16 protein-coding genes are annotated in these 19,036 nt (G+C 62.0%); 9 read left to right on the top strand and 7 right to left on the bottom strand.

What is annotated here, in order from left to right; all coding sequences use genetic code 11:
* Positions 1-584 precede the first annotated feature (584 nt).
* Positions 585-1,634 carry a zinc-binding dehydrogenase gene (locus tag VKS22_12670; protein ID HLW71462.1) on the top strand — a complete coding sequence of 350 codons (1,050 nt, stop codon included), beginning with the start codon at positions 585-587 and terminating at the stop codon, positions 1,632-1,634.
* A gap of 71 nt (positions 1,635-1,705) precedes the next feature.
* Here the strand turns inward: VKS22_12670 and VKS22_12675 are convergent, their stop codons facing one another.
* From VKS22_12675 to VKS22_12685, 3 genes are all read right to left on the bottom strand, one after another.
* Positions 1,706-2,200 (bottom strand): hypothetical protein, encoded by a 495-nt coding sequence (locus tag VKS22_12675; protein ID HLW71463.1) that lies wholly within the window; start codon positions 2,198-2,200, stop codon positions 1,706-1,708.
* Between the two features lie 109 nt (positions 2,201-2,309).
* Positions 2,310-4,271: an acetate--CoA ligase gene (acs, locus tag VKS22_12680; GenBank protein HLW71464.1), complete on the bottom strand. Its 1,962-nt coding sequence runs from the start codon at positions 4,269-4,271 to the stop codon at positions 2,310-2,312.
* Between the two features lie 19 nt (positions 4,272-4,290).
* Positions 4,291-5,730 carry a DUF3536 domain-containing protein gene (locus VKS22_12685; GenBank protein HLW71465.1) on the bottom strand — a complete coding sequence of 480 codons (1,440 nt, stop codon included), beginning with the start codon at positions 5,728-5,730 and terminating at the stop codon, positions 4,291-4,293.
* Between the two features lie 126 nt (positions 5,731-5,856).
* On the opposite strand from VKS22_12685, the gene VKS22_12690 reads away from it, so the two are divergent.
* From VKS22_12690 to VKS22_12710, 5 genes are all read left to right on the top strand, one after another.
* The gene (locus VKS22_12690; protein HLW71466.1) at positions 5,857-6,744 is read left to right on the top strand and encodes a haloalkane dehalogenase; all 888 of its coding nucleotides are present in this window, start codon (positions 5,857-5,859) and stop codon (positions 6,742-6,744) included.
* Between the two features lie 38 nt (positions 6,745-6,782).
* Positions 6,783-7,568, top strand: a complete 786-nt coding sequence (locus VKS22_12695) for an enoyl-CoA hydratase-related protein (protein ID HLW71467.1) — start codon at positions 6,783-6,785, stop codon at positions 7,566-7,568.
* Between the two features lie 41 nt (positions 7,569-7,609).
* On the top strand, positions 7,610-8,941 hold the full coding sequence (locus tag VKS22_12700; GenBank protein ID HLW71468.1) for an LLM class flavin-dependent oxidoreductase: 1,332 nt from the start codon (positions 7,610-7,612) through the stop codon (positions 8,939-8,941).
* 168 nt (positions 8,942-9,109) lie between these two features.
* Entirely contained in the window at positions 9,110-10,285 is a 1,176-nt protein-coding gene (locus VKS22_12705; GenBank protein HLW71469.1) for an acyl-CoA dehydrogenase family protein, read from the top strand.
* Positions 10,286-10,546: 261 nt separating this feature from the next.
* The gene (locus tag VKS22_12710; protein HLW71470.1) at positions 10,547-11,050 is read left to right on the top strand and encodes a hypothetical protein; all 504 of its coding nucleotides are present in this window, start codon (positions 10,547-10,549) and stop codon (positions 11,048-11,050) included.
* 132 nt (positions 11,051-11,182) lie between these two features.
* Here the strand turns inward: VKS22_12710 and VKS22_12715 are convergent, their stop codons facing one another.
* The gene (locus VKS22_12715; GenBank protein ID HLW71471.1) at positions 11,183-12,088 is read right to left on the bottom strand and encodes an alpha/beta hydrolase; all 906 of its coding nucleotides are present in this window, start codon (positions 12,086-12,088) and stop codon (positions 11,183-11,185) included.
* Between the two features lie 68 nt (positions 12,089-12,156).
* The gene (locus VKS22_12720) at positions 12,157-13,629 is read right to left on the bottom strand and encodes an amidohydrolase family protein (protein ID HLW71472.1); all 1,473 of its coding nucleotides are present in this window, start codon (positions 13,627-13,629) and stop codon (positions 12,157-12,159) included.
* A 189-nt stretch (positions 13,630-13,818) separates the two neighbouring features.
* Here VKS22_12720 and VKS22_12725 point away from each other — a divergent pair, with 189 nt between their 5' ends.
* Positions 13,819-15,042, top strand: a complete 1,224-nt coding sequence (locus tag VKS22_12725) for a CaiB/BaiF CoA-transferase family protein (GenBank protein ID HLW71473.1) — start codon at positions 13,819-13,821, stop codon at positions 15,040-15,042.
* Positions 15,043-15,144: 102 nt separating this feature from the next.
* Positions 15,145-15,864 (top strand): dienelactone hydrolase family protein, encoded by a 720-nt coding sequence (locus tag VKS22_12730; protein ID HLW71474.1) that lies wholly within the window; start codon positions 15,145-15,147, stop codon positions 15,862-15,864.
* 79 nt (positions 15,865-15,943) lie between these two features.
* Here the strand turns inward: VKS22_12730 and VKS22_12735 are convergent, their stop codons facing one another.
* Entirely contained in the window at positions 15,944-16,294 is a 351-nt protein-coding gene (locus VKS22_12735) for a hypothetical protein (protein ID HLW71475.1), read from the bottom strand.
* A 160-nt stretch (positions 16,295-16,454) separates the two neighbouring features.
* On the opposite strand from VKS22_12735, the gene VKS22_12740 reads away from it, so the two are divergent.
* The gene (locus VKS22_12740; GenBank protein ID HLW71476.1) at positions 16,455-17,555 is read left to right on the top strand and encodes an acetamidase/formamidase family protein; all 1,101 of its coding nucleotides are present in this window, start codon (positions 16,455-16,457) and stop codon (positions 17,553-17,555) included.
* A gap of 27 nt (positions 17,556-17,582) precedes the next feature.
* Here VKS22_12740 and pfp read toward each other — a convergent pair whose 3' ends face one another.
* A complete protein-coding gene (gene pfp / locus VKS22_12745) occupies positions 17,583-18,848 on the bottom strand; it encodes a diphosphate--fructose-6-phosphate 1-phosphotransferase (protein ID HLW71477.1) in 1,266 nt (421 codons plus the stop codon).
* Between the last annotated feature and the right edge of the window lie 188 nt (positions 18,849-19,036).

Here is a 19,036-nt window from a genome sequence, read left to right on the forward strand (position 1 = left end):
GGCGCTCAACCGAAACCACGGCTGGATAACGCAACGCAGGGCGCACGCCGCGACTCCACGCCATCCTTCCGCACCCGCCGTTCGGGCGCTATCGAGCACGGTTTCCTGCATCGCAGGATGAAAGAGCGTTAGGGCAGAAAGTCGCTGCGCTGTAGTTGCTCTGAGGTCGCGCGGCGACTGTCCGATCCCTTGCCAGTAAGGTCTCGTGCCCACAACGCTCAAGGAGGATGGTATACAAGCCTAGCTTCTGTGCCTCCAACCGCCCCACGGTGGGATCCTCGCCTCGCACACGATCCTTGAACTGAGTCCGCGTTCGAGCACCAACACGCGCTTCCCGTTTTCACCCAGCGCCTTCGCGAGCGCACCACCGCCCAGGCCACCACCAATCGTTATCACGTCATAATCGACATTCATCGCGATTTCTCCCTGATGCTGCCGCTGTGATGCAATCCTAGCCTGATTGTTGGCGAGTCGGTCTTAAGTTAGCTCATCACGCCCGAATTGGGAAATATCGTTGCGAGATTCCAGCGAAAATTTTATCCTTCTGCGTGACTCGATTCCGCGAAACGCGGCAGGAAAATCCGATGAAGGCGATAATTTTCGATGAGAACGGCGGCGGCGAAGTGCTCAAGTACGCCGACACGCCGACCCCGACAGCGGGCCCTAATGACGTTGTGATGCAGGTCAAAGCCTCGGCGTGCAATTTCAACGATATCTGGGCGCGCCGCGGGATTCCCGGGATGAAGACGATCTTCCCGCATATCTCGGGCTCTGATGCGTCGGGCGTCGTGGTCGAGGTTGGCAGCGAGGTGCACAACGTCAAGCTCGGCGATGAGGTCGTCGTGCATTGCGGAATCTCTTGTCGTCAATGCGATTATTGCACGCGCGGCGAAGAGTTCTTCTGTCCGGAATTCAAGATCTGGGGCTTCCAGACCGGACCGCTGGACGGCGCGCACGGCGACTATTGCCGCGTGCCCGCAGTCAACGTCCTGCCCAAGCCGAAGAATCTCACTCATGTCGAAGCCGCGACGATGCCGCTGGTGCTGGTCACGGTGTGGCGGATGCTGGTGACGCGCGCGCGAATCCAGGCCGGCGACTTCGTGCTGGTGTGGGGCGCGGCCGGCGGCCTCGGCGTGATGGCGATCCAGATCGCGAAGCTTTACGGCGCGCGGGCGATCGCGGTGGCGTCGAGCGACGACAAGCTCGAACTCTGCCGCAATCTCGGCGCCGAGTACGTGCTCAATCGCAAGCAGCACGACGTTTTCCAGGAAGTTCGCAAAATCACCAACGGCCGGCGTGCGGATATCGTGTTCGAGCATACCGGCGCCGAGACCTGGCCGATCTCGATGCAGTGTCTCAAGTGGGGCGGCACGATCGTGACTTGCGGCGCGACCTCAGGTTTCGATGCGCATCTTGATATTCGTTTGTTGTGGAACAAGCAGCAGAATTATCTGGGCTCGCATCTGGGCAACAAGGGTGAGTTGATGGATGCGATGCGGTTCGTCGCAAGCGGGCAGATCAAGCCGGTGGTCGGCAAGGTGCTGCCGCTGCGCGAGCTGGCTCACGCGCAGGAGCTGATGGAAAAAGGCACGATCGCCGGCAAGATCGCGATGCTCCCCCCCGCCGCCGCGTAGCGAACGAGTTTGCAAGTTTCCGGGCTCCTAGCCGAGGACGTAGGAGCTTCACTCCCTGCGGAACTCGTTCCTCATCGAATGATTGGAAACACGTATTGATCCAGTATGCCCGGAACCCATTCCTTATCGCCTTCCTTCAATTCTCGAACGATCAGATCGTGAAAGATTAAGTTAATGTTATATCCATTGGTTAGGATGTTTACCTCGTGCATCGGCTTACCTAAACGCTCGCTCCAGTTTCGCGCCGCCGTCGAGTTCTCCACGTACTCGGCCCCTGGATAGGCCAGTGACCAGCACACACCCCAAACATAGCCCTCCGGGCAACCCTCGCGTTCCCACGCAGGATAATCTGTGAACAGATCGTCCCACGACCGTGGCCAGACGTCGTCGCGTACTGCGGTTGTCACTGTCGCGGAGGTACAGTGGGTAAAGCGGTAATGAAATTGGTAATTTTCTATCTGCGCTATGAGATCGTAGTCCCGAAAAAATGGGGCAAATCCGTGCTTGACGATGGCACTGTCAAAAAGTGGATGTTCCAGAGCCTTTCGCAACTCTTCCAGGTCCATTGGGGCTCACCTTCCGAATCGTCCGGAGAATAATCGGTCGTCTGTCATTGCGTCGTTCCCGCGGCGACCATGCAAACAAAGAGATATTCCGATACGGGCGGCGCGGTGCTCAATCGTCGTCTTCGCGGAGTTTGGCGAGGACCGACAGATCTTCGAGGGTGGCGGTGTCGCCGAGGGTCTGATCGCCCGCCGCGATCTGGCGCAGCAGCCGCCGCATGATCTTGCCGCTGCGGGTCTTGGGCAGCGCGTCGGAGAAACGGAGGTCGTCGGGTCGCGCGAGCGCGCCGATCTCCTTGACCACGTGCTGCTTGAGTTCATCGCGCAGCTTGGCGTCGCCCTTGCGCCCGCCCTCGAGCGTGACGAAGGCGAAGACCGCCTGTCCCTTCATCTCGTCGGGCCGGCCGACGACCGCGGCTTCGGCCACTGCGGGATGCGAGACCAGCGCACTCTCGATTTCCATCGTGCCGAGGCGATGTCCCGAGACGTTAATCACGTCATCGACGCGGCCCATGATCCAGAAGTAGCCGTCGTCGTCGCGGCGCGCGCCGTCACCGGTGAAGTACATGCCGTCGATCTGGCTGAAATACTGCTGACGATAGCGCTCGGGGTCGCGGAAGATCGTTCGCAGCATCCCGGGCCACGGCCGCTTGATGACGAGCAGGCCGCCCTGATTGGCGCCGACGGACTGGCCCTCGCGCGTGACGACGTCGGCGGCGACGCCGGGCAGGGGCCGGGTGGCGGAGCCGGGCTTGGTCGCGATCGCCCCGGGCATCGGCGCGATCATGATCCCGCCGGTTTCGGTCTGCCACCAGGTATCGACGATCGGACAGCGGCCGCCGCCGATAACGTTGTGGTACCAGATCCAGGCCTCGGGATTGATCGGTTCGCCGACGGTGCCGAGCAGCCGCAGACTCGTCAGGTCGTGCGGCTTGACCCACTGTTCGCCCCATTTGATGAAGGTGCGAATCGCGGTCGGCGCGGTGTACAAAATGTTGACGCGATACTTTTCGATAATCGACCAGAAGCGATCTTCGTGAGGAAAATTCGGCGCCCCCTCGTACATCAGGACCGTCGCACCGGCGGCCAGCGGCCCATAGACGGTGTAGCTGTGGCCGGTGATCCAGCCGATGTCCGCGGTGCACCAGTAGATGTCTTCTTCCTTGAGGTCGAAGATCCACTTCATCGTTATCAGGGTGTGCGTGAGATAGCCGGCGGTGGAGTGCACCACGCCCTTGGGCTTGCCGGTGGTGCCGGAGGTGTAGAGAGTGAAGAGCGGATGCTCGGCCCCTACGGGTTCGGCCGGGCAGTCAGAGCTTTGTTGCGGGACGAGCTCGTGCCACCAGAGATCGCGGCCGGGCTGCATCGCGACCGAAACGCCGACGCGATTCAGGACCAGGCATTTTTCGACCGAGGGGGTGCGCTTGAGGGCCTCATCGACGTTGCGCTTGAGCTCGACCTTTTGCCCGCGACGCCATCCGGCGTCGGCGGTAATTACGAGGCGGGCCTCCGCGTCATTGATACGATCGACCAGCGCCTCGGAGGAGAAGCCGCCGAAGATGACCGAATGGATTGCGCCGAGACGCGCGCAGGCGAGCATCGCGATTACGGCTTCGGGCACCAGCGGCATATAAATCGCGACGCGATCGCCTTTGCGCACGCCGAGTTCCTTGAGCGCGTTGGTGCACCGTGCGACTTCAGTCGCGAGCATCTGGTAGGTCAGGACGCGCGAATCGCCGGGCTCGCCCTCCCAGATGAGGGCAGCCTTGTTGCGGCGCGGTCCGCTCAGATGGCGATCGACGCAGTTGTAGGCGGCGTTGAGTTCGCCGTCGGCGAACCACTTGGCGAAGGGGAATTGCCAATCGAGCACCTTGCTGAAGGGTTTCGACCAGGCGAGTTCGCGGGCGCAGCCGGCCCAGAAGCCTTCGGGATCTTCCTCGGCGCGCCGATAGAGCGCTTCGTATTCCGCGAGGCCCTTGACGGCGGCGCGCTGGGTGAACTCCGCGCTCGGCGGGAACTTCCGCCCCTCGCGCAGCACGGACTCGATATTGAGGCTGGGTTCGTTCGCGGCCATCTATCCTCTCCCGCGCAGGTTAGGCTCTCCCGCGCGCTTCGCGCGTTTTGAGGCTCAAATATAACGAGGCGGCATCGCCGCCATGATTCGAGTTGATTTGACGCAGGCGCTCAAGCAACTCGAGCTCGACACTTCGGCTTTGCTCGCCGGCGAGTTCAAGCGCGCGCGCAGCGTAACGCAGCACGATACGTCCTTCAAGGCCGGCGAAGTCGTCGAAGAACCAGCCGCAACTGGTGAGCGCGGCGTGCGCCGCCCGCTCCATCTCGAACAGGCGCAGGAGGCGATCGCGAGCGGCCCCGTCACGCAGCTTGTGGCGGCGGCCAAACTCTTCGAGCGTGGCGGGCCGGGAATCGGCGAACAGGCGGCCGGCCTCACGCAGTGCCTGAGAGCTGTCGGCAACGAGGCCGGAGGCGAACCGATCATAGACGGCGTCGGCGTGATGCAGCACGAAGGCCATCGCGTCGTGCAGGGGTCCGCGCCACTCCTGGTTCGAGTGGCTGTCGAGGCGGCATCCGCAGTTGGCGCGCCAGCGCTCGATGCCGTGGCCGCAACTCCATGAGGAGGGCTGGTCGAGTTGAAAACTCCCCGACGGCGGATGCTCCGCCAGATAGGCGGCGCAACTCATGACGACGATGTCGGCGCGCGTCTCGAGCTGGCTGAGTGCGCGGGCCAACTCGGCCGCGCCGGCGCGCTTGTGATGGCCGAAGGTTTCGCCGTCGGTTGCGACGAGGAGAGCGGCGCCGGGCGCCAGCGCGAGTGCGGCGCCGGCGAGGCCGTCGGCGAACTTGGCGCCGTCGGCGAGACCGTCTCCGAACGAGATCCAGCCCGCAAGCTCGCGGTCGAAACGGAAGATCGCCAGGTTCAGATCAGCGCGACGCCAGACAAAGGGCCCGGCTTCGCGGCCAGTGCTGCTGAAACGCCCCTGGTCGGCACCGAGGATGACGAACTTAATGCCTGCGCGCGCGACCGCGGCGAGCGTTTCGTCGTCGGCGGCGCATTCGGGCAGCCACATGCCTTCGGGTAGATGGCCGAAGCGCACGACAAAATCCTCGATGCCCCAGGCAATTTGGATCTCACGGCCGCGCGCGTCGAGCAGCGGCAGAATCGAATGGTTGTAGGCCTGCGCGATGGCGTTGCCGTGTCCTGCGTGCGCGAGCCGGCTGGTGTCATTGGCGCGCCGGATCGCGCGGCAGGCATTGGTTCCGTGCGCCTCGAGCCAGCCGTGCAGGGTCGGACCGAAATCGAAGTTCAGCGCCTCGTAGTTGTTGCGAATATAAGCCACCCGCCCGTTCATCGTATGAGCGCGGGCATTCGCGGCGTAGCACTCACTCAGAATCCGTTCATTCCAGTTGGCGAACGGCGCGGCGCTCGCTTCGGACGCGGTCAAGCCGGTCCAGGGATTCTGGCGCGGCGGCTGATAAAAATGACCATGAAGGATGATATAGCGTGGCTCGTCCATCAGGTTTCAGGATATTTTTCTCGGACGCGAATGGATAGTCCGCCGGCGCTGCGACTGGCTGGCGAAACTGGCGGCGTTGGCCTAGGTTGTCAGATCGAAATCGATTGTAAGTCGAGGGTGTCCGATATGAGCGAGGCGACGATCTCTGCAGCCGACCCGCATCCGCGCAAACGCGTCAATGTCGGAGCGACCGAGATGTCTTACGTCGAGGTCGGAGAGGGTGCGCCGATCGTCTTTCTGCACGGTAATCCGACCTCGTCGTACTTGTGGCGCAACATTATCCCGCATCTGGCGCGGCTGGGCCGATGCCTCGCGCCGGATCTGATCGGGATGGGAGCCTCGGGTAAGGCGCCGGACGGTTCGTACCGCTTCGTCGATCACTCGCGTTATCTGGACGCGTGGTTCGATGCGCTCGGCCTGAAGCAGGAGAAGGTGACCCTGGTGGTGCATGACTGGGGCTCGGCGCTAGGATTCCATTGGGCGAAGCGTAATCCCGCCGCGGTCAAAGGGATCGCCTATATGGAGGCGGTCGTGATGCCGCTGACATGGGCGGAGTGGCCGGATGCGGCGCGTGGGATTTTCGAGGCGATGCGGAGCCCGGCTGGAGAAGAGCTGGTTCTCAAGAAGAATATCTTCGTCGAGAAGATCCTGCCGGCGAGCGTGATGCGCCGGCTGACCGAGGCCGAGATGGCAGTGTACCGACGGCCCTATACCGAGGCGGGCGAATCGCGCCGTCCGATGCTGACATGGCCGCGGCAGATTCCGATCGACGGGGAACCGGCGGACGTGGTAGCGATCGTAAAGGATTATGGCGCTTGGCTCGCGACTTCGCCGATCCCCAAGTTGTTCGTCAATGGAGAGCCGGGAATGATCGTAGCCGGGCGGGCGCGCGAGTTTTGCCGCGGATGGCCGAATCAGCGCGAAGTGGCGGTCAAGGGGTTGCACTTCCTGCAGGAGGATTCGCCCCGCGCAATCGGTGAGGCGATCGCGAGTTGGTACGGGACCCTAAAGTAGATTCGGTCGATCTAGACGAAGAGTCGCGGGAGAAAAAAATGTCAGTACTGCTTTACGAAGTTCGTGACCATGTGGCGCATCTCACGCTCAACCGGCCGGAGGCGGCCAACGCGCTGAATTACGAACTCGCGGCGGCGCTCGAGGAGGCGTCGCTCAAGTGCGGCGAAGATCCGGCGGTGCGGGCCGTCCTGATAACCGGCGCGGGCAAACTGTTTTGCGGCGGCGGCGACCTCAAGTCATTTGCGGCGCAGCCGCCCGCTGAGTTGCCCGGCCATTTGAAAAAGGTCACGCTTTATTTGCACGCAGCGATCCAGCGTTTTGCACGGATGAAAGCGCCGGTGGTAATCGCCGTTAACGGCAATGCGGGCGGCGCGGGACTGAGCATCGCGCTGACCGGAGATCTAGTGTTGGCGGGCGAATCGACGCGTTTCACCGTCGCCTATACGCGAATTGGACTGACGCCCGACGGCTCGAGTTCATATTATTTGCCGCGGCTGGTCGGGCTGAAGCGGGCGCTCGAGCTGATGCTCACGAATCGCACCGTCACGGCGCGCGAAGCCGAAGTGATGGGCATGATCACGCGGGTCGTGCCGGACGCCGAGCTGCTCAGTCAGGCCGAAGTGCTCGCGCGCGAGTTGGCGCAGGGGCCGACGCAAGCTTTTGGCGGCGTCAAGCGGCTGCTCTACGCGTCGTCGAATAATCCGCTCTACGAGCAGATGGAGCTCGAGACCGAGGTGATCGCCGATCTAAGCCGCACGGCGGACGCGCGCGAAGGGATCGCGTCGTTCCTCGGCAAGCGCGCCGCCAAGTTCAACGGCAACTGACGAAGCTTAACGCAGCGGCCCGGGACGAAGGAGTCTTCACGATGCAAATAGGATACTTCACCGAACGGCCATATCGCTGGCTGCCCGAAGAAGAGATTCTCAAGAATCGGGCGTTCTTCGCCATCTCGAATAAACTTTTCGACCGCGAAAAAGCTGCCGACGATTACAACTACTATCTCGACGAGAACTGCTACGCCGAAGACCTGGGCTTCGACGTCGTCGCGCTCAACGAGCATCACGGCAATCCGATCTGCATGGGCTCTGTGATGAACGTCGAGGCCGCAATCCTAGCCTACCGCACCAAACGTGCGCGCCTCGTGTTGATCGGCAATCCGCTGCCGGTGATCAAACATCCTTTGCGGATGGCGGAGGAGTTGGCCGAGATCGATCTGATATCGCGCGGCCGCCTGGTCACCGGATGGGTGCGCGGCGCCGGCTCGGAGCAGTTCTTCAACAACGCCAATCCCGCTTACAACCGCGAGTTGTTCAACGAAGCCCACGACTTCATCGTGCAGGCCTGGACGCGGCCCGGCCCTTGGCGCTACGAGGGCAAACACTTCCATTATCGCCACGTCAATCCGTGGGCGCTGCCGTATCAGAAGCCGCATCCGCCGATGTGGATCCCAGGCACGCTAAGTCCCGAAACCGTGCAGTGGTGCGCGGAGCATCGTTATCCGTATATCGGACTCGGCACCCAACTCGCGCCGACCTGCGACCTCTGGGACTTCTATGCGGACGAAGCCGCGAAGCATGGCTACCAGGCCGGCCCGGAAAATTTCGGCTACATGGTCGCGACCGCCGTGGGCGAGACCGAGGAGAAAGCCCAGGAGGTCGCGGCCGGCTTCGTTTATGGCGGCGGCCAGAATGCCTTCTCGGCGCCGGAATTTACGATGCCGCCGGGCTATAACTCGAAGGCCGCAATCCGTGTGCTGGCCAAACAGCAGACCAGCGCCTGGCTGGGAATCAGCGGCGAGAAGATGAGGGAGCAGATGCACGGCGGCGACAGCGGCCAAATCGATTACACGGAGGTCCGCGGCAAACTGCACGCCGCGTTGCTGCGCGGTCAGAAGAACCTGCAAGTCATTGTCGGTACGCCCGCAACCGTTAGCTCCAAGATAAAATCGATCATGAGCGTGTTGCGGACCGGCATCTTCATTATCTTGAGCATCCAGGGTCCGGCCGGTAATGAAGAGCGACGGGCCAGTATGCGATTGTTTGCAGACGAAGTGATCCCGGCGCTCAAGGCCCATGCGAAAGCGCTCGACCTGCGTGATCCGTTCGAACGCACGCCCGGCTCGGTAAAGCTCGCTGCGGGAACCAAGCGCGCACCGGTAGTCGATCGCAGCCCGCTCGCTGCTCTAGGCTTCAAGTAGCGTGGGTTCTTTCTATTGAGACTGATCGTCGCACGGGAGGCCTGAGGGGACGCCTCGACTGTGGGGAACGGGATCTTGAGCGCAGGGCCAGTCTCGATCTTGACGGCGGCGTGCACTAGCGTAGCCACTGGTGCCCGGGCAACGAAGAAAAGAAGCGGAGGAACTTCTATGGGTGTGAAATTCCCGGTCGAGCGGGCCGAGAAACGGCGATTCCTTCTCGAGGCTGTTGCCAATGTGCGTGACACTTTGGCTGCTCATGCGGAGGAAGGTGAAACGCTGAGAACGCTGCCTCCGGCTTCAGTGGCTGCACTTACGGACTCCGGTCTGTTTGCAATGAAGTGCCCGGCTGAACTGGGCGGGGCTGAGGCGGACCCCGTAACCCAGATCGAGGTGATCGAGGCGACGAGCTATATCGATCCTTCGGCCGGCTGGTGCCTCTCCATTTGCAACGGCACCGTGTCCGTTATGGGATCTTGTCTCCCCCAAGAAGCGATCGAGCGATTGTTCGCGGGCGATCGGCCTCCCCGCGTCGCCGGTTCGCTAACGCCCGGCAAGGCGATTCCCGTGGAGGGCGGCTATCGCGTCAACGGACGATGGTCGTGGGCCAGCGGAATCCGCCATGCCGAGTGGATCGGAGGTTTGACGTCGGTCGAATTGAACGGCGGCGGCGCTGCATACCCGCGTATGATGGTATTCCCGGTTGCCAAGGCTCAAATCCATGACAATTGGAACGTCGCCGGACTCAAAGGCACGGGGAGCTGTGATTTTTCTGTCACGGACCTTTTTGTCCCGGAAGCTTTCACCTTCAACATGCGGACGTGGGAGCCGAAGCGCGGCGGTCCGCTGTACCAGCTAGGCCTGCCCGGGCTCGTCGTTAACGAGATGGCAGGGTTCGCTTTAGGAGTCGGACGCCGCGCGCTCGATACCATCATTGATCTCGCGAAAACCAAGCGGCGAGGCTATGGCAAACAAACCCCGCTCGCCGAGCGCGAAGTGTTTCAACGGACGATCGGGGAATGCGACTTGCGGCTGAAAGCGGTGCGGGGACTCGCCTTCGAGGTCTTTGAGCGAGCCTGGGCGACGGTCTGCGCAGGCCAAAGACCGACTCCGCAGCTTCAGGTTGAGATGCGCACCATCACCACGTTGGTCACCGATGTAGCGCTCGACGTTACCACGAAGGCCTTTCGCTACGGTGCGGGGAGCGCGATCCATCTAAACAATATCTTGCAGCGCTGTCTGCGCGATCTACAGGTGGAAGCGGCACACTTATTCGTCAGTGACTCGACCTATGAGTTATACGGGCAATGTCTTCTCGGGATACGGGAAGTGGACCCAATGGGCTAAGGAGAGCTCGCGCGGTGAGCCTGCCGGTACCGCAGATGGCGTTTATCAGCACTCGACTGATTCAGTCGCAGGATTGAATTTCGCGCACACCTTTTCTCGGCGTAGTGAAGCAGGGACCAAACGACCCAAGACAAGATTGAATGAGTTTAGTCGGTCCTCCCGATAGAAGTGTGAGACTCGCTCTTCTGCGGATGAATCGGCGGCTGAGATCGCTGATCGAAACTAAATTGCACTGATCTCGTCGCACGGGAGGTATGAGGGGTGAAACGATTGGAGTCGCTGACAAAACACATCGTGATTGTGGCGTCGCTGGTTTTGGCTCTCGCGGCGCCCGCCTGGGCGGATCCGCTTGCGATCGCGAAGGCGCATGACGACGCTTTCGACGCGGCTACCTGGAAGGGTGGCTGCGATCCACAAAAGGGTCTCACTTTCTATGATAAGGGCGCCATCGCAGTCTATCCGGGGCAAGGCGAAGAATCTGACACCAAAGCCGGTATTGAGAAGCTGATCAAGAGCTTCATCGCTCCGTACTGTGGCGAAGGACATAAACCACCGAAAATCGTGAACTACCAGATTCGAGCGATAGGTTTGGGTCCGGACTATGTCATGATCGTTCGGAGCGGCGATGTAGGGGAAGGCAATGACCTCACCCATGTTCGCGCCACAGAACTGATCCACAAGTCAGGCGGCAAGTGGCGGTACCTGGTTGACCATGCGTCTATCGGAGTGCCGCCGTCCGCCGCGGCTACGACATCGAAAAAATAACTTACAACGGAACCTTGCCGAGGAGCCCTTCCTCTGAGCGAGCGGGCGCGGGGACGCAGCGAGAGCCAGTCGTCGATTGCGGCCCGTTCGCACTGTTGGGCTTCAAGTAGGGCGCGACACCGCGCGGGGCTTTCAGAGGCCGAGTTCGCGCAGGAATGGATTCATCGCGTCGAGCAGGCCGCGCGGATTGTCGCCCTGGATGTTGTGGCCCGCCTCCTCGACGCGCACCCATCGCGCGCGCGGCAACATCTTTGCGAAGCGCTCTGCGGCTTCGTCCGAGAGTACGTCGCTCTTGGCGCCGCGGACGATCAGGGTCGCACAGCTAATCTTCGAGACCTCGCGCACGAGCCGCTCGCGCTGATCGGTGGCAATCCGCCAGGCCGCCTCGGAAGCGCGGCGCTGGTCGTGCTTGAGCGACCATTTTCCGCTCGGTAATTGCCGCAAGTTATAAAAAAGACTCCGCCGCAGCACTCGCGGATCTCTGATGGGATTAAACTTTACGGCGCGCTCGAGGAAAGCCTCGGGCGATTCGAGCTCAGGCGTGCCTGAGAATTCGCGGATCCGCTGCGTACCCTCTGAGTTGACTTCCGGCCCCACATCGACAACCACCAGCGCCTTCATCTTCGCACTGTGGCGTATCGCGTAGGCAATCGAGTTCAACCCACCCATCGATTGGCCCACCAGCAGCGGATTATCGACGCCCAACTTTTCGATAAAGCCCTCGATGTCGCACACCTGAGTCTCGACGCCGTAATCGATTGCGGGCGACCATTCACTGTCGCCATGGCCGCGTTGGTCGAGCGCGACGCAGCGGTACCGCTCGCGTAGCATCAGGCATACGACGTCCCAAGTGTGCGCGTTAATGCCGCCGCCGTGGAGAAAAAGAATTGGCTGCCCGCTGCCGCCCCAATCGAGGTAATGAAAGCGCATCGCGCCGACGATCACATGATGGTCCTCGGGAAGGACAACCTTCGCCGGCTGCAAACCCGCGATTTCCGTCACTGCGCGCAACTGTTCGATTTCCCACGCCGTGTCCATCGAGAATGCTCCTCTCTTCAGCCGCCTTGGTCCGAGAATAAGCGCCGATAGTCCCGCAGCACCAGCGCTCAGGACGCGGCCGCCGATTGACCCGACGGATTGCTTTCGAGGTACTGCCGGACCGCGGTTTCAACCGTGGTGTCCTTGAAGAAATCCGCATTGAGGCTGGCCCAGAGCTTCGCGGCGTTGCCAAAAGTGAAGGCGTTAAAATCCTCCTCCGACAGGCCCTTTTCTTCGACCAGCTCCCAGGCCTCTTCGAGCACCTGCGTCATGTCCGGGACGTCGAAGTGGCTGATGTCCGAGCTCAGCACCGCGCCGAGCTTGGCGCCGAACGGATTGGCCGCGGCGAACGCGTAGGTGACCGTCGGATCGTCGGATTCGCAGCCGAAGAAGAAATTCGGCACGAAGCGCTCGCGCAGATCGGCTTTGCGTTCGATATGCGCCGCCGCAAAATCATCGAGCTCCGCCGGCGCCGCGTGACCCGAGCCACCCATCAGCATCGTCCGCTCGAACTCGGCGAATTTTTCCCACATCTTTGTGCTGCCATATTGCTTAAAGAGCTCCGCCAGCTTCGCGCGATCGGTCTTCGAGGGGTCCAACTCCAGGATCGCTTTGCCGTTGCGCTTTTCCCAGTGCGAGAGCAGATCCGCCAGCAGACTGCATCCCCAGGCGACCCCGCCCTCGAGAAAGGCGAACTTGAGCCGGGGAAACCGGTAGGTCACTCCGCCGATAACCAGCGCCTTGGCGACCGCGTTACCGGCCTCGCCGAAATGGCCTATATGGTTGTAAACGAAATTGCTGATCGAATTGCGCAGGCCGAAGTTCGAGGCCGCCGAGTGAAACGTCACCGGGTAGCCGAGTTCCTCGCACTTGCGCCAAACCGGATCGTAGTCATAGACGCTGTCGATGCCGAGGACGTCGAGCCAGCAGGCGTAGCGGCGGCTGACGCCCAGACGCTCAGCCTCGGGGATCGAACGCCGGATCAAGCTGCCGAGGGCGACCGCCTTGATCCCGATCGTTTTGCAATGTTCGAGTTCCGCGATCGCCTCTTCAGGCGTATGCATCGGAATCGCCCCGATCGGCGCCACACGATCGGAGTAGTCGGCCCAGGTCTCCGCGGCGTAGCGATTGAACGCGTGGCATCCGGCGCGGCGCAACTCCTCGTCGCCGATGTAGGGCGCGAAGAGTTGGCAGTGGGTCGGATAAAGGATCGCGAAATCGAGACCCATCTGTTCCAGCCGCTCGTGCATCAGGCGCGGGAGGAACGAGGTCGCGACGTCGAGGGTGTTCTTGACCGGCATGCCCCACCAGGCGGGCTGACTCGCACGACGATCGAGTCTCTGCGCGACGGTCAACTTCGTGAAGTCCGCCTCGCTCAGGAAGCGTACGCGAGAGCTCCAGCGTTCGACGGCCTTCGCCCCCGCAGTCTCTTTGAGATAATCGAGCGCGATCGGCTCGAACTCGCGCCAATGACCGTCGGAATCAATCACCGGATGGCCCAGGCGAGCATGGATCATTTGCGATTTGGATTTTGTTGCCATCTGTACAACCTCGATCAGCGATCGCGAGCATATCGCCGAGCTGTCATCAACTTATCGGAGATTTGCGCCGGAGATTTCCTGATAGACCATAGTTCTACACGACGTTTGCCGACAAGCGCCGTGCCAATCGCTTGCCTTGCGCGCGCATGGGTGCAATTTGTTGCGGCGCGAATAGGAGGCGCAAGCCAGATGGCCGTGAACTCGCAGCTCATGCTCGAAGGCTACCGCGTACTCGACTTTACCCAGGTCCTCGCCGGACCGACGACGACCCGCTATCTGGTCGAGATGGGCGCCGAGGTCATCAAGGTCGAATTTGCACCCCAGGGCGATATCGCGCGAGCGGTGCCCTATCTGCGCGATGGCCGCAGCGCCTATTACGTCCAGCAGGCTCGGGGCAAGCGCAGCCTCTGCCTCGACCTCAAAAATCCGGCCGCGACGACGATTATCAAAGAGCTAGTTCCCAAGTTCGATGTGTTGGTCGAAAATTTCGCGCCGGGCGTGATCGGCCGCCTGGGTTTCGGCTACGAGGTGGTCCGCGCGCTCAATCCGAAGATCATCATGTGTTCGATTTCTGCTTTCGGGCAGGACGGGCCGCTCGCCGACCGGCCCGGCTATGACTTCATCGGCTGCGCCTATTCGGGCGTGCTGAGCATGATTGGTGAGCCCGATCGCACACCGGTATTGCCGCAAGTGGGCATCGGGGACATCACCACCGGGGTGCACGCGGTTACCGCGATCACCGCCGCCCTGCTCCATCGCGAGCGCACGGGCGAAGGCCAGTTCGTCGAGACATCGCTGCTCGATTGCTACTTCAGCTACTGCGATTTGATCGTACACGCAGCTAGCTTAAGCGGCGGTACGTTTCTTCCCCGGCGCAGCGGCTCCCGACATTACGCGGTCGCGCCGCTCGGCATCTTCAACGGCAAGCTCAATCCGATTCTGATCATGGCCGGCGCCGATCATCAATTTCCTTACCTGTGCCGCGCGATGGGGCGGCCGGAGCTGGCCAGCGATCCGCGCTACAAAACCAACGCCGACCGCTTCCCTCGCGTCGACGAGCTGACCCAGCTCATCCAGAATTGGTTCGACGCGATGCCCAACGACGACGAAATCTACCGCCTGTTCGATGAATATCGCGTCCCGTACGCTCCGGTGCTGACGATCGAGCAGGCGATGGCGCATCCCCATCTGCGCGAACGCAGCATCGTGCGTACGATCAACGATCGCTTTCTCGGCGAGTTCGAGGTCCCGGGCTTTCCGATCCGCTTTTCGCAATATCCCCGCCATCCGGAGCTCGACGCGCCGACGCTCGGCGAGAATAACGCGGCGGTTCTGAGTGAATATCTCGGCTATTCGCCCCAACGAATCGCCGCGCTCGAAGCCGCGGGCGTGCTGCAGCAGGGCCCGAGATAATTCTCGCGGAAACGATGACGCCGCGATCAAGGATGCGCTGCGGTGGACGGCGGCGGCGTTCTCCAGTAGATCGGATTGAACTTGAACTTTGAGGAGTAGCAGATGAAGTCAGAGACCATCGAGTATCGCGACGGCGATGTCACGCTGAAAGGTTTCGTCACGTTTGACGACAGCAAAGTGGGAAAACGGCCCGGCGTGCTGGTGAATCCGGAGGCCTTCGGGCTCGGACCTAATGCCAAGGGGCGGGCTGAGCGGCTGGCCAAGCTCGGCTACGTTGCGCTGGCGGCCGACCCCTACGGCAACGGCGCGATCGCCAAAGATTTGAACGAAGCGATGACGCTCGCGACGCCGTTGTTTTCAGATCCCGCCAAGCTGCGCGCGCGGGCGCACGCCGGACTCAAGACGCTGGCGGCCCATCCGCAGGTCGACGCGAACCGCATCGCCTCGATTGGCTACTGCATGGGCGGAACGTTCTCCCTCGAGCTGGCGCGCGATGGCGCCAACCTGCGCGGAATCGTTTCGTTTCACGGCGGATTGCAGACCCAGCGTCCCGCCGCACCTGGCCAGATCAAGGCGAAAATTCTGGTCTGTAACGGCAACGATGATCCGTTCGTGCCGGCTGAACAGCTTCAGGGCTTTCTCGACGAGATGACGAAGGCCGGAGCGAACTGGCAGGTCATCAACTACGGCGGCACGGTCCACAGCTTCACCAATCCGGAGGCCGATAGCCTCGGGAATCCCGGGCTCAAATATAACAAACTGTCTGATGAGCGCTCATGGAAGGCGATGACGGATTTCTTTGAAGAGATTTTCGCTGCCTGAGTGGCGCAAATCGCGTATCGATCTCGATTGCCGCGCGCGTTGGCCGAGCTGACATAGGCTCGCCAACGCGCGTTGCGCTTCAGTCTTTAATCGGGACGATCATCATCATGCGCGGGCCGTCGCCGATCGCCCGCGTCGTGTGACCCTTGCCGGTCAAATCCTCCGCCAGAATTCCTTCACCGGGTCCAAAACGATGCAACGAGCCGTCGCCCAGCCCGATCTCAACGCCGCCGGCGAGCGTGATGACGTACTGCCGGCGCGGTGCGTTATGCCAATCGACGAACGCTCCCGGCGCCATCCGCGTGAACATCACGCCCGTCGCCGGTTGCAAAGGCGTCTGCTCGGCGAATGGCCCCGGCGAAAATGACATCTTTAGTTCTTCCAGATGGGATTGCTGATCATCACTGCTATAGAGCCGAAAGAGTCGCATTTGTATGACCTCGGCGGACAGGCTTCCAATCCCATACCGCGACCTCCGGTTGAGGGCAAGGTTACGGCGCGCCGCTGCCGTGGTCTGGCGCGCGGAAGATCGCTAACCTACCCCAACGGAACGCAGATGACCACAGATGACTCGCTACGGGAGGCGTCACATGAGCCAAAAAGAGCTTCGACTGGACAAGACCAAGCGGCTCTCAACGCAATCCGCCAAAGGCCACAATCGATGGCATCCGTCGATAGCGCCCGTGCTGAAACTGGATCCGGGTGACGAGGCCGTGCTCGACACCCTCGACGCCCTCGATTGCCAGATTGGCGCGGATAAGGGCGTGGCCGATGCGGCGGCGTGGGATCTGAACGCGGCCCATCCGCTCACCGGTCCGATATGGGTTAATGGCGCGGCGCCGGGGGATCTTCTGGAGGTAACGCTGCTCGAAATTCTTCCGAGTGACTGGGGCTGGACGGCGCAATTGCCGGGCTTCGGCTTTCTGCGCGACCTTTTCCCGCAGCCCCATCTGGTGCAGTGGCGCTTGCATGCGGGATACGCGGAAGCTTCCGAGTTGCCGGGTGTGCGCATTCCGGAAGCCGCGTTTCCGGGGGTGATCGGGGTGGCGCCGTCGCTCGAGCAGCTCGAGCGCATCACGATCCGCGAGCGCGAGACGGCGGCCCGCGGCGGGGTGGTGATGCCGCCCGAGCCGCGATCGGCGATTCCGAACATCGAGCCGATCGCCTCCCAAGGTCTCCGCACGATCCCGCCGCGCGAAACCGGCGGAAACCTCGACGTGAAGCAGCTCGTCAAGGGCACGACGGTCTATCTGCCGGTCTGGACGGAAGGGGCGCTCTTTTCGATCGGCGACGCGCATTTCGCCCAGGGCGACGGCGAGGTCTGCGGCAGCGCGATCGAAATGGCCGCGACATTTACGCTGCGTTTTGATCTGCAAAAGGGGGCCGCGCGGGAGCGCAAGCTTCGCGGCGTGCAATTCTCCGGCAGCGAAAGAGCGGGCGCGCGCCGCTATCACGCCACGACCGGGCTCTGCATGCGCAGCGAAGACGTGCAGGAGTCGGAAGACGCCACACTCGCGGCGCGCAATGCGCTGCTCGCGATGATCGATTATCTGGAGCAGCAACGCGGTTTCAGCCGCCAGCAGGCTTACGCGATTTGCAGCGTGGCAGTTGATCTGCGGCTCAGTGAAGTCGTCGACGTCCCGAACTTCGTCGTCACCGCCTTTTTACCCTTGGACATCTTTGTGGCCTGAGGCGTCAGGGCCGTCTTGCGCACCTGATCAGATAGCGCTGGTCGCCGTCGCGGCTACGGCCTCTTGAAAGCGTGCGCGGAAGGCCTCCGGCGCCAGGTTCGTATAGACCGAGAGCCGGGATAGAGACGGTTCTTCCAGATCATGCGGCTCGAGACGGATCATATAGCTGCGCGCCACCCGATATGACTCGGTTGACGTATCCACCGTGCGGATCCGCACGCGGCCGGTCGACGGATCAAGCAGGTCCGCGAGCTGAACTGGGGTGACGCGGCCGCCGGTGATTGCGATCAGCGCACCGGAGCCGCCGCTGAGTAAATAGCGCACCGCGCCGTAACCCAGCGTGCGGGTGTATTCCACGTCGAACGCCAGCGGCTTGGCGCAGCGCAACTCGTAGCCGATGTCCTTGTTGACGACGGTGGCGTCGATCCCGAGCTCCTTCAGCGCCGCGCGCACCTGATCGCGCAACAGCATCCCGAGCGGGATGTCGGCGATATGTACGTGGCCATAGGCGTCAAAGCTGCTTTCGGCAACATGACTCAAATCGGTGCGCTCGGCGATGCCTTCGGCGATCACCGCGACGCCGTTGTCGCGGCCCGATGCGCTGCGCTTGATGATGGCGCCGACGATCGTATTTACGATCACACCCAGGTCGAGCTTACCGCCGCTGAATTCTTCGGGAATCACCGCAAGGGTCGCGCCCGCCGACTTGCACATGCTGAGCGCCAGCGAGCCGGACTTGCGGCCCATCGAGACCGCCAGATACCAGCGGCTGGTGGTGCGCGCGTCTTCCATCAGTGATTCGATAATCGCGGCGCCGACGGCGCGGGCGGTCTCGAACCCAAACGTCGGAGCGTTTTCCGGCAGCGGCAGATCGTTGTCGATAGTTTTCGGCACCGTGACGACGCCGATCCGACCGCTCGTCCGCTCGGCGATTTTCGTCGCGCCGTAGGTCGTGTCGTCGCCGCCGATACAGATCAGATAGCGCACGTTGAGCCGCAACAGACTTTCGATCACGCGCGCGAGCGTTGCTTCGTCGCGCGCCGGATTCGTGCGCGACGTGCGCAGGATTGAACCCCCGGTAAAATGGATCCGGCTCACGTCGTCGATGCTGAGTTTCACGATATGAGAGAGGTCGCCCGCGGCGAGCCAGCGGTAGCCGTCGCGCAAGCCGATCACGTTGCGGCCACTGTTGATCGCTTCGATCGTGGCCGCCGCGATAACTCCATTGATCCCGGGTGCCGGGCCGCCACCTACCAGTATCGCCAGAGTCTGCTGCGAACCATCCTGCGGCATCGGATTATGAACCTCGCGGCAAATTTTCGCTCGTACACATTGTCAGCGGTCAGCTCTCAGGAGTCCACCGTCACCGAAATCGGTTGCGCTTCCCTTGCCGTTCTCCCCGGACAGCGATAGAAGCACTAGCGAAGCGCGTCGCCGCGCGAAGCGAGCAGGCAGCCTGCCCTCGAAGGGCAAAGCCCGAA

Source organism: Candidatus Binataceae bacterium (assembly GCA_035308025.1).
Taxonomy (GTDB): domain Bacteria; phylum Desulfobacterota; class Binatia; order Binatales; family Binataceae; genus JAJPHI01.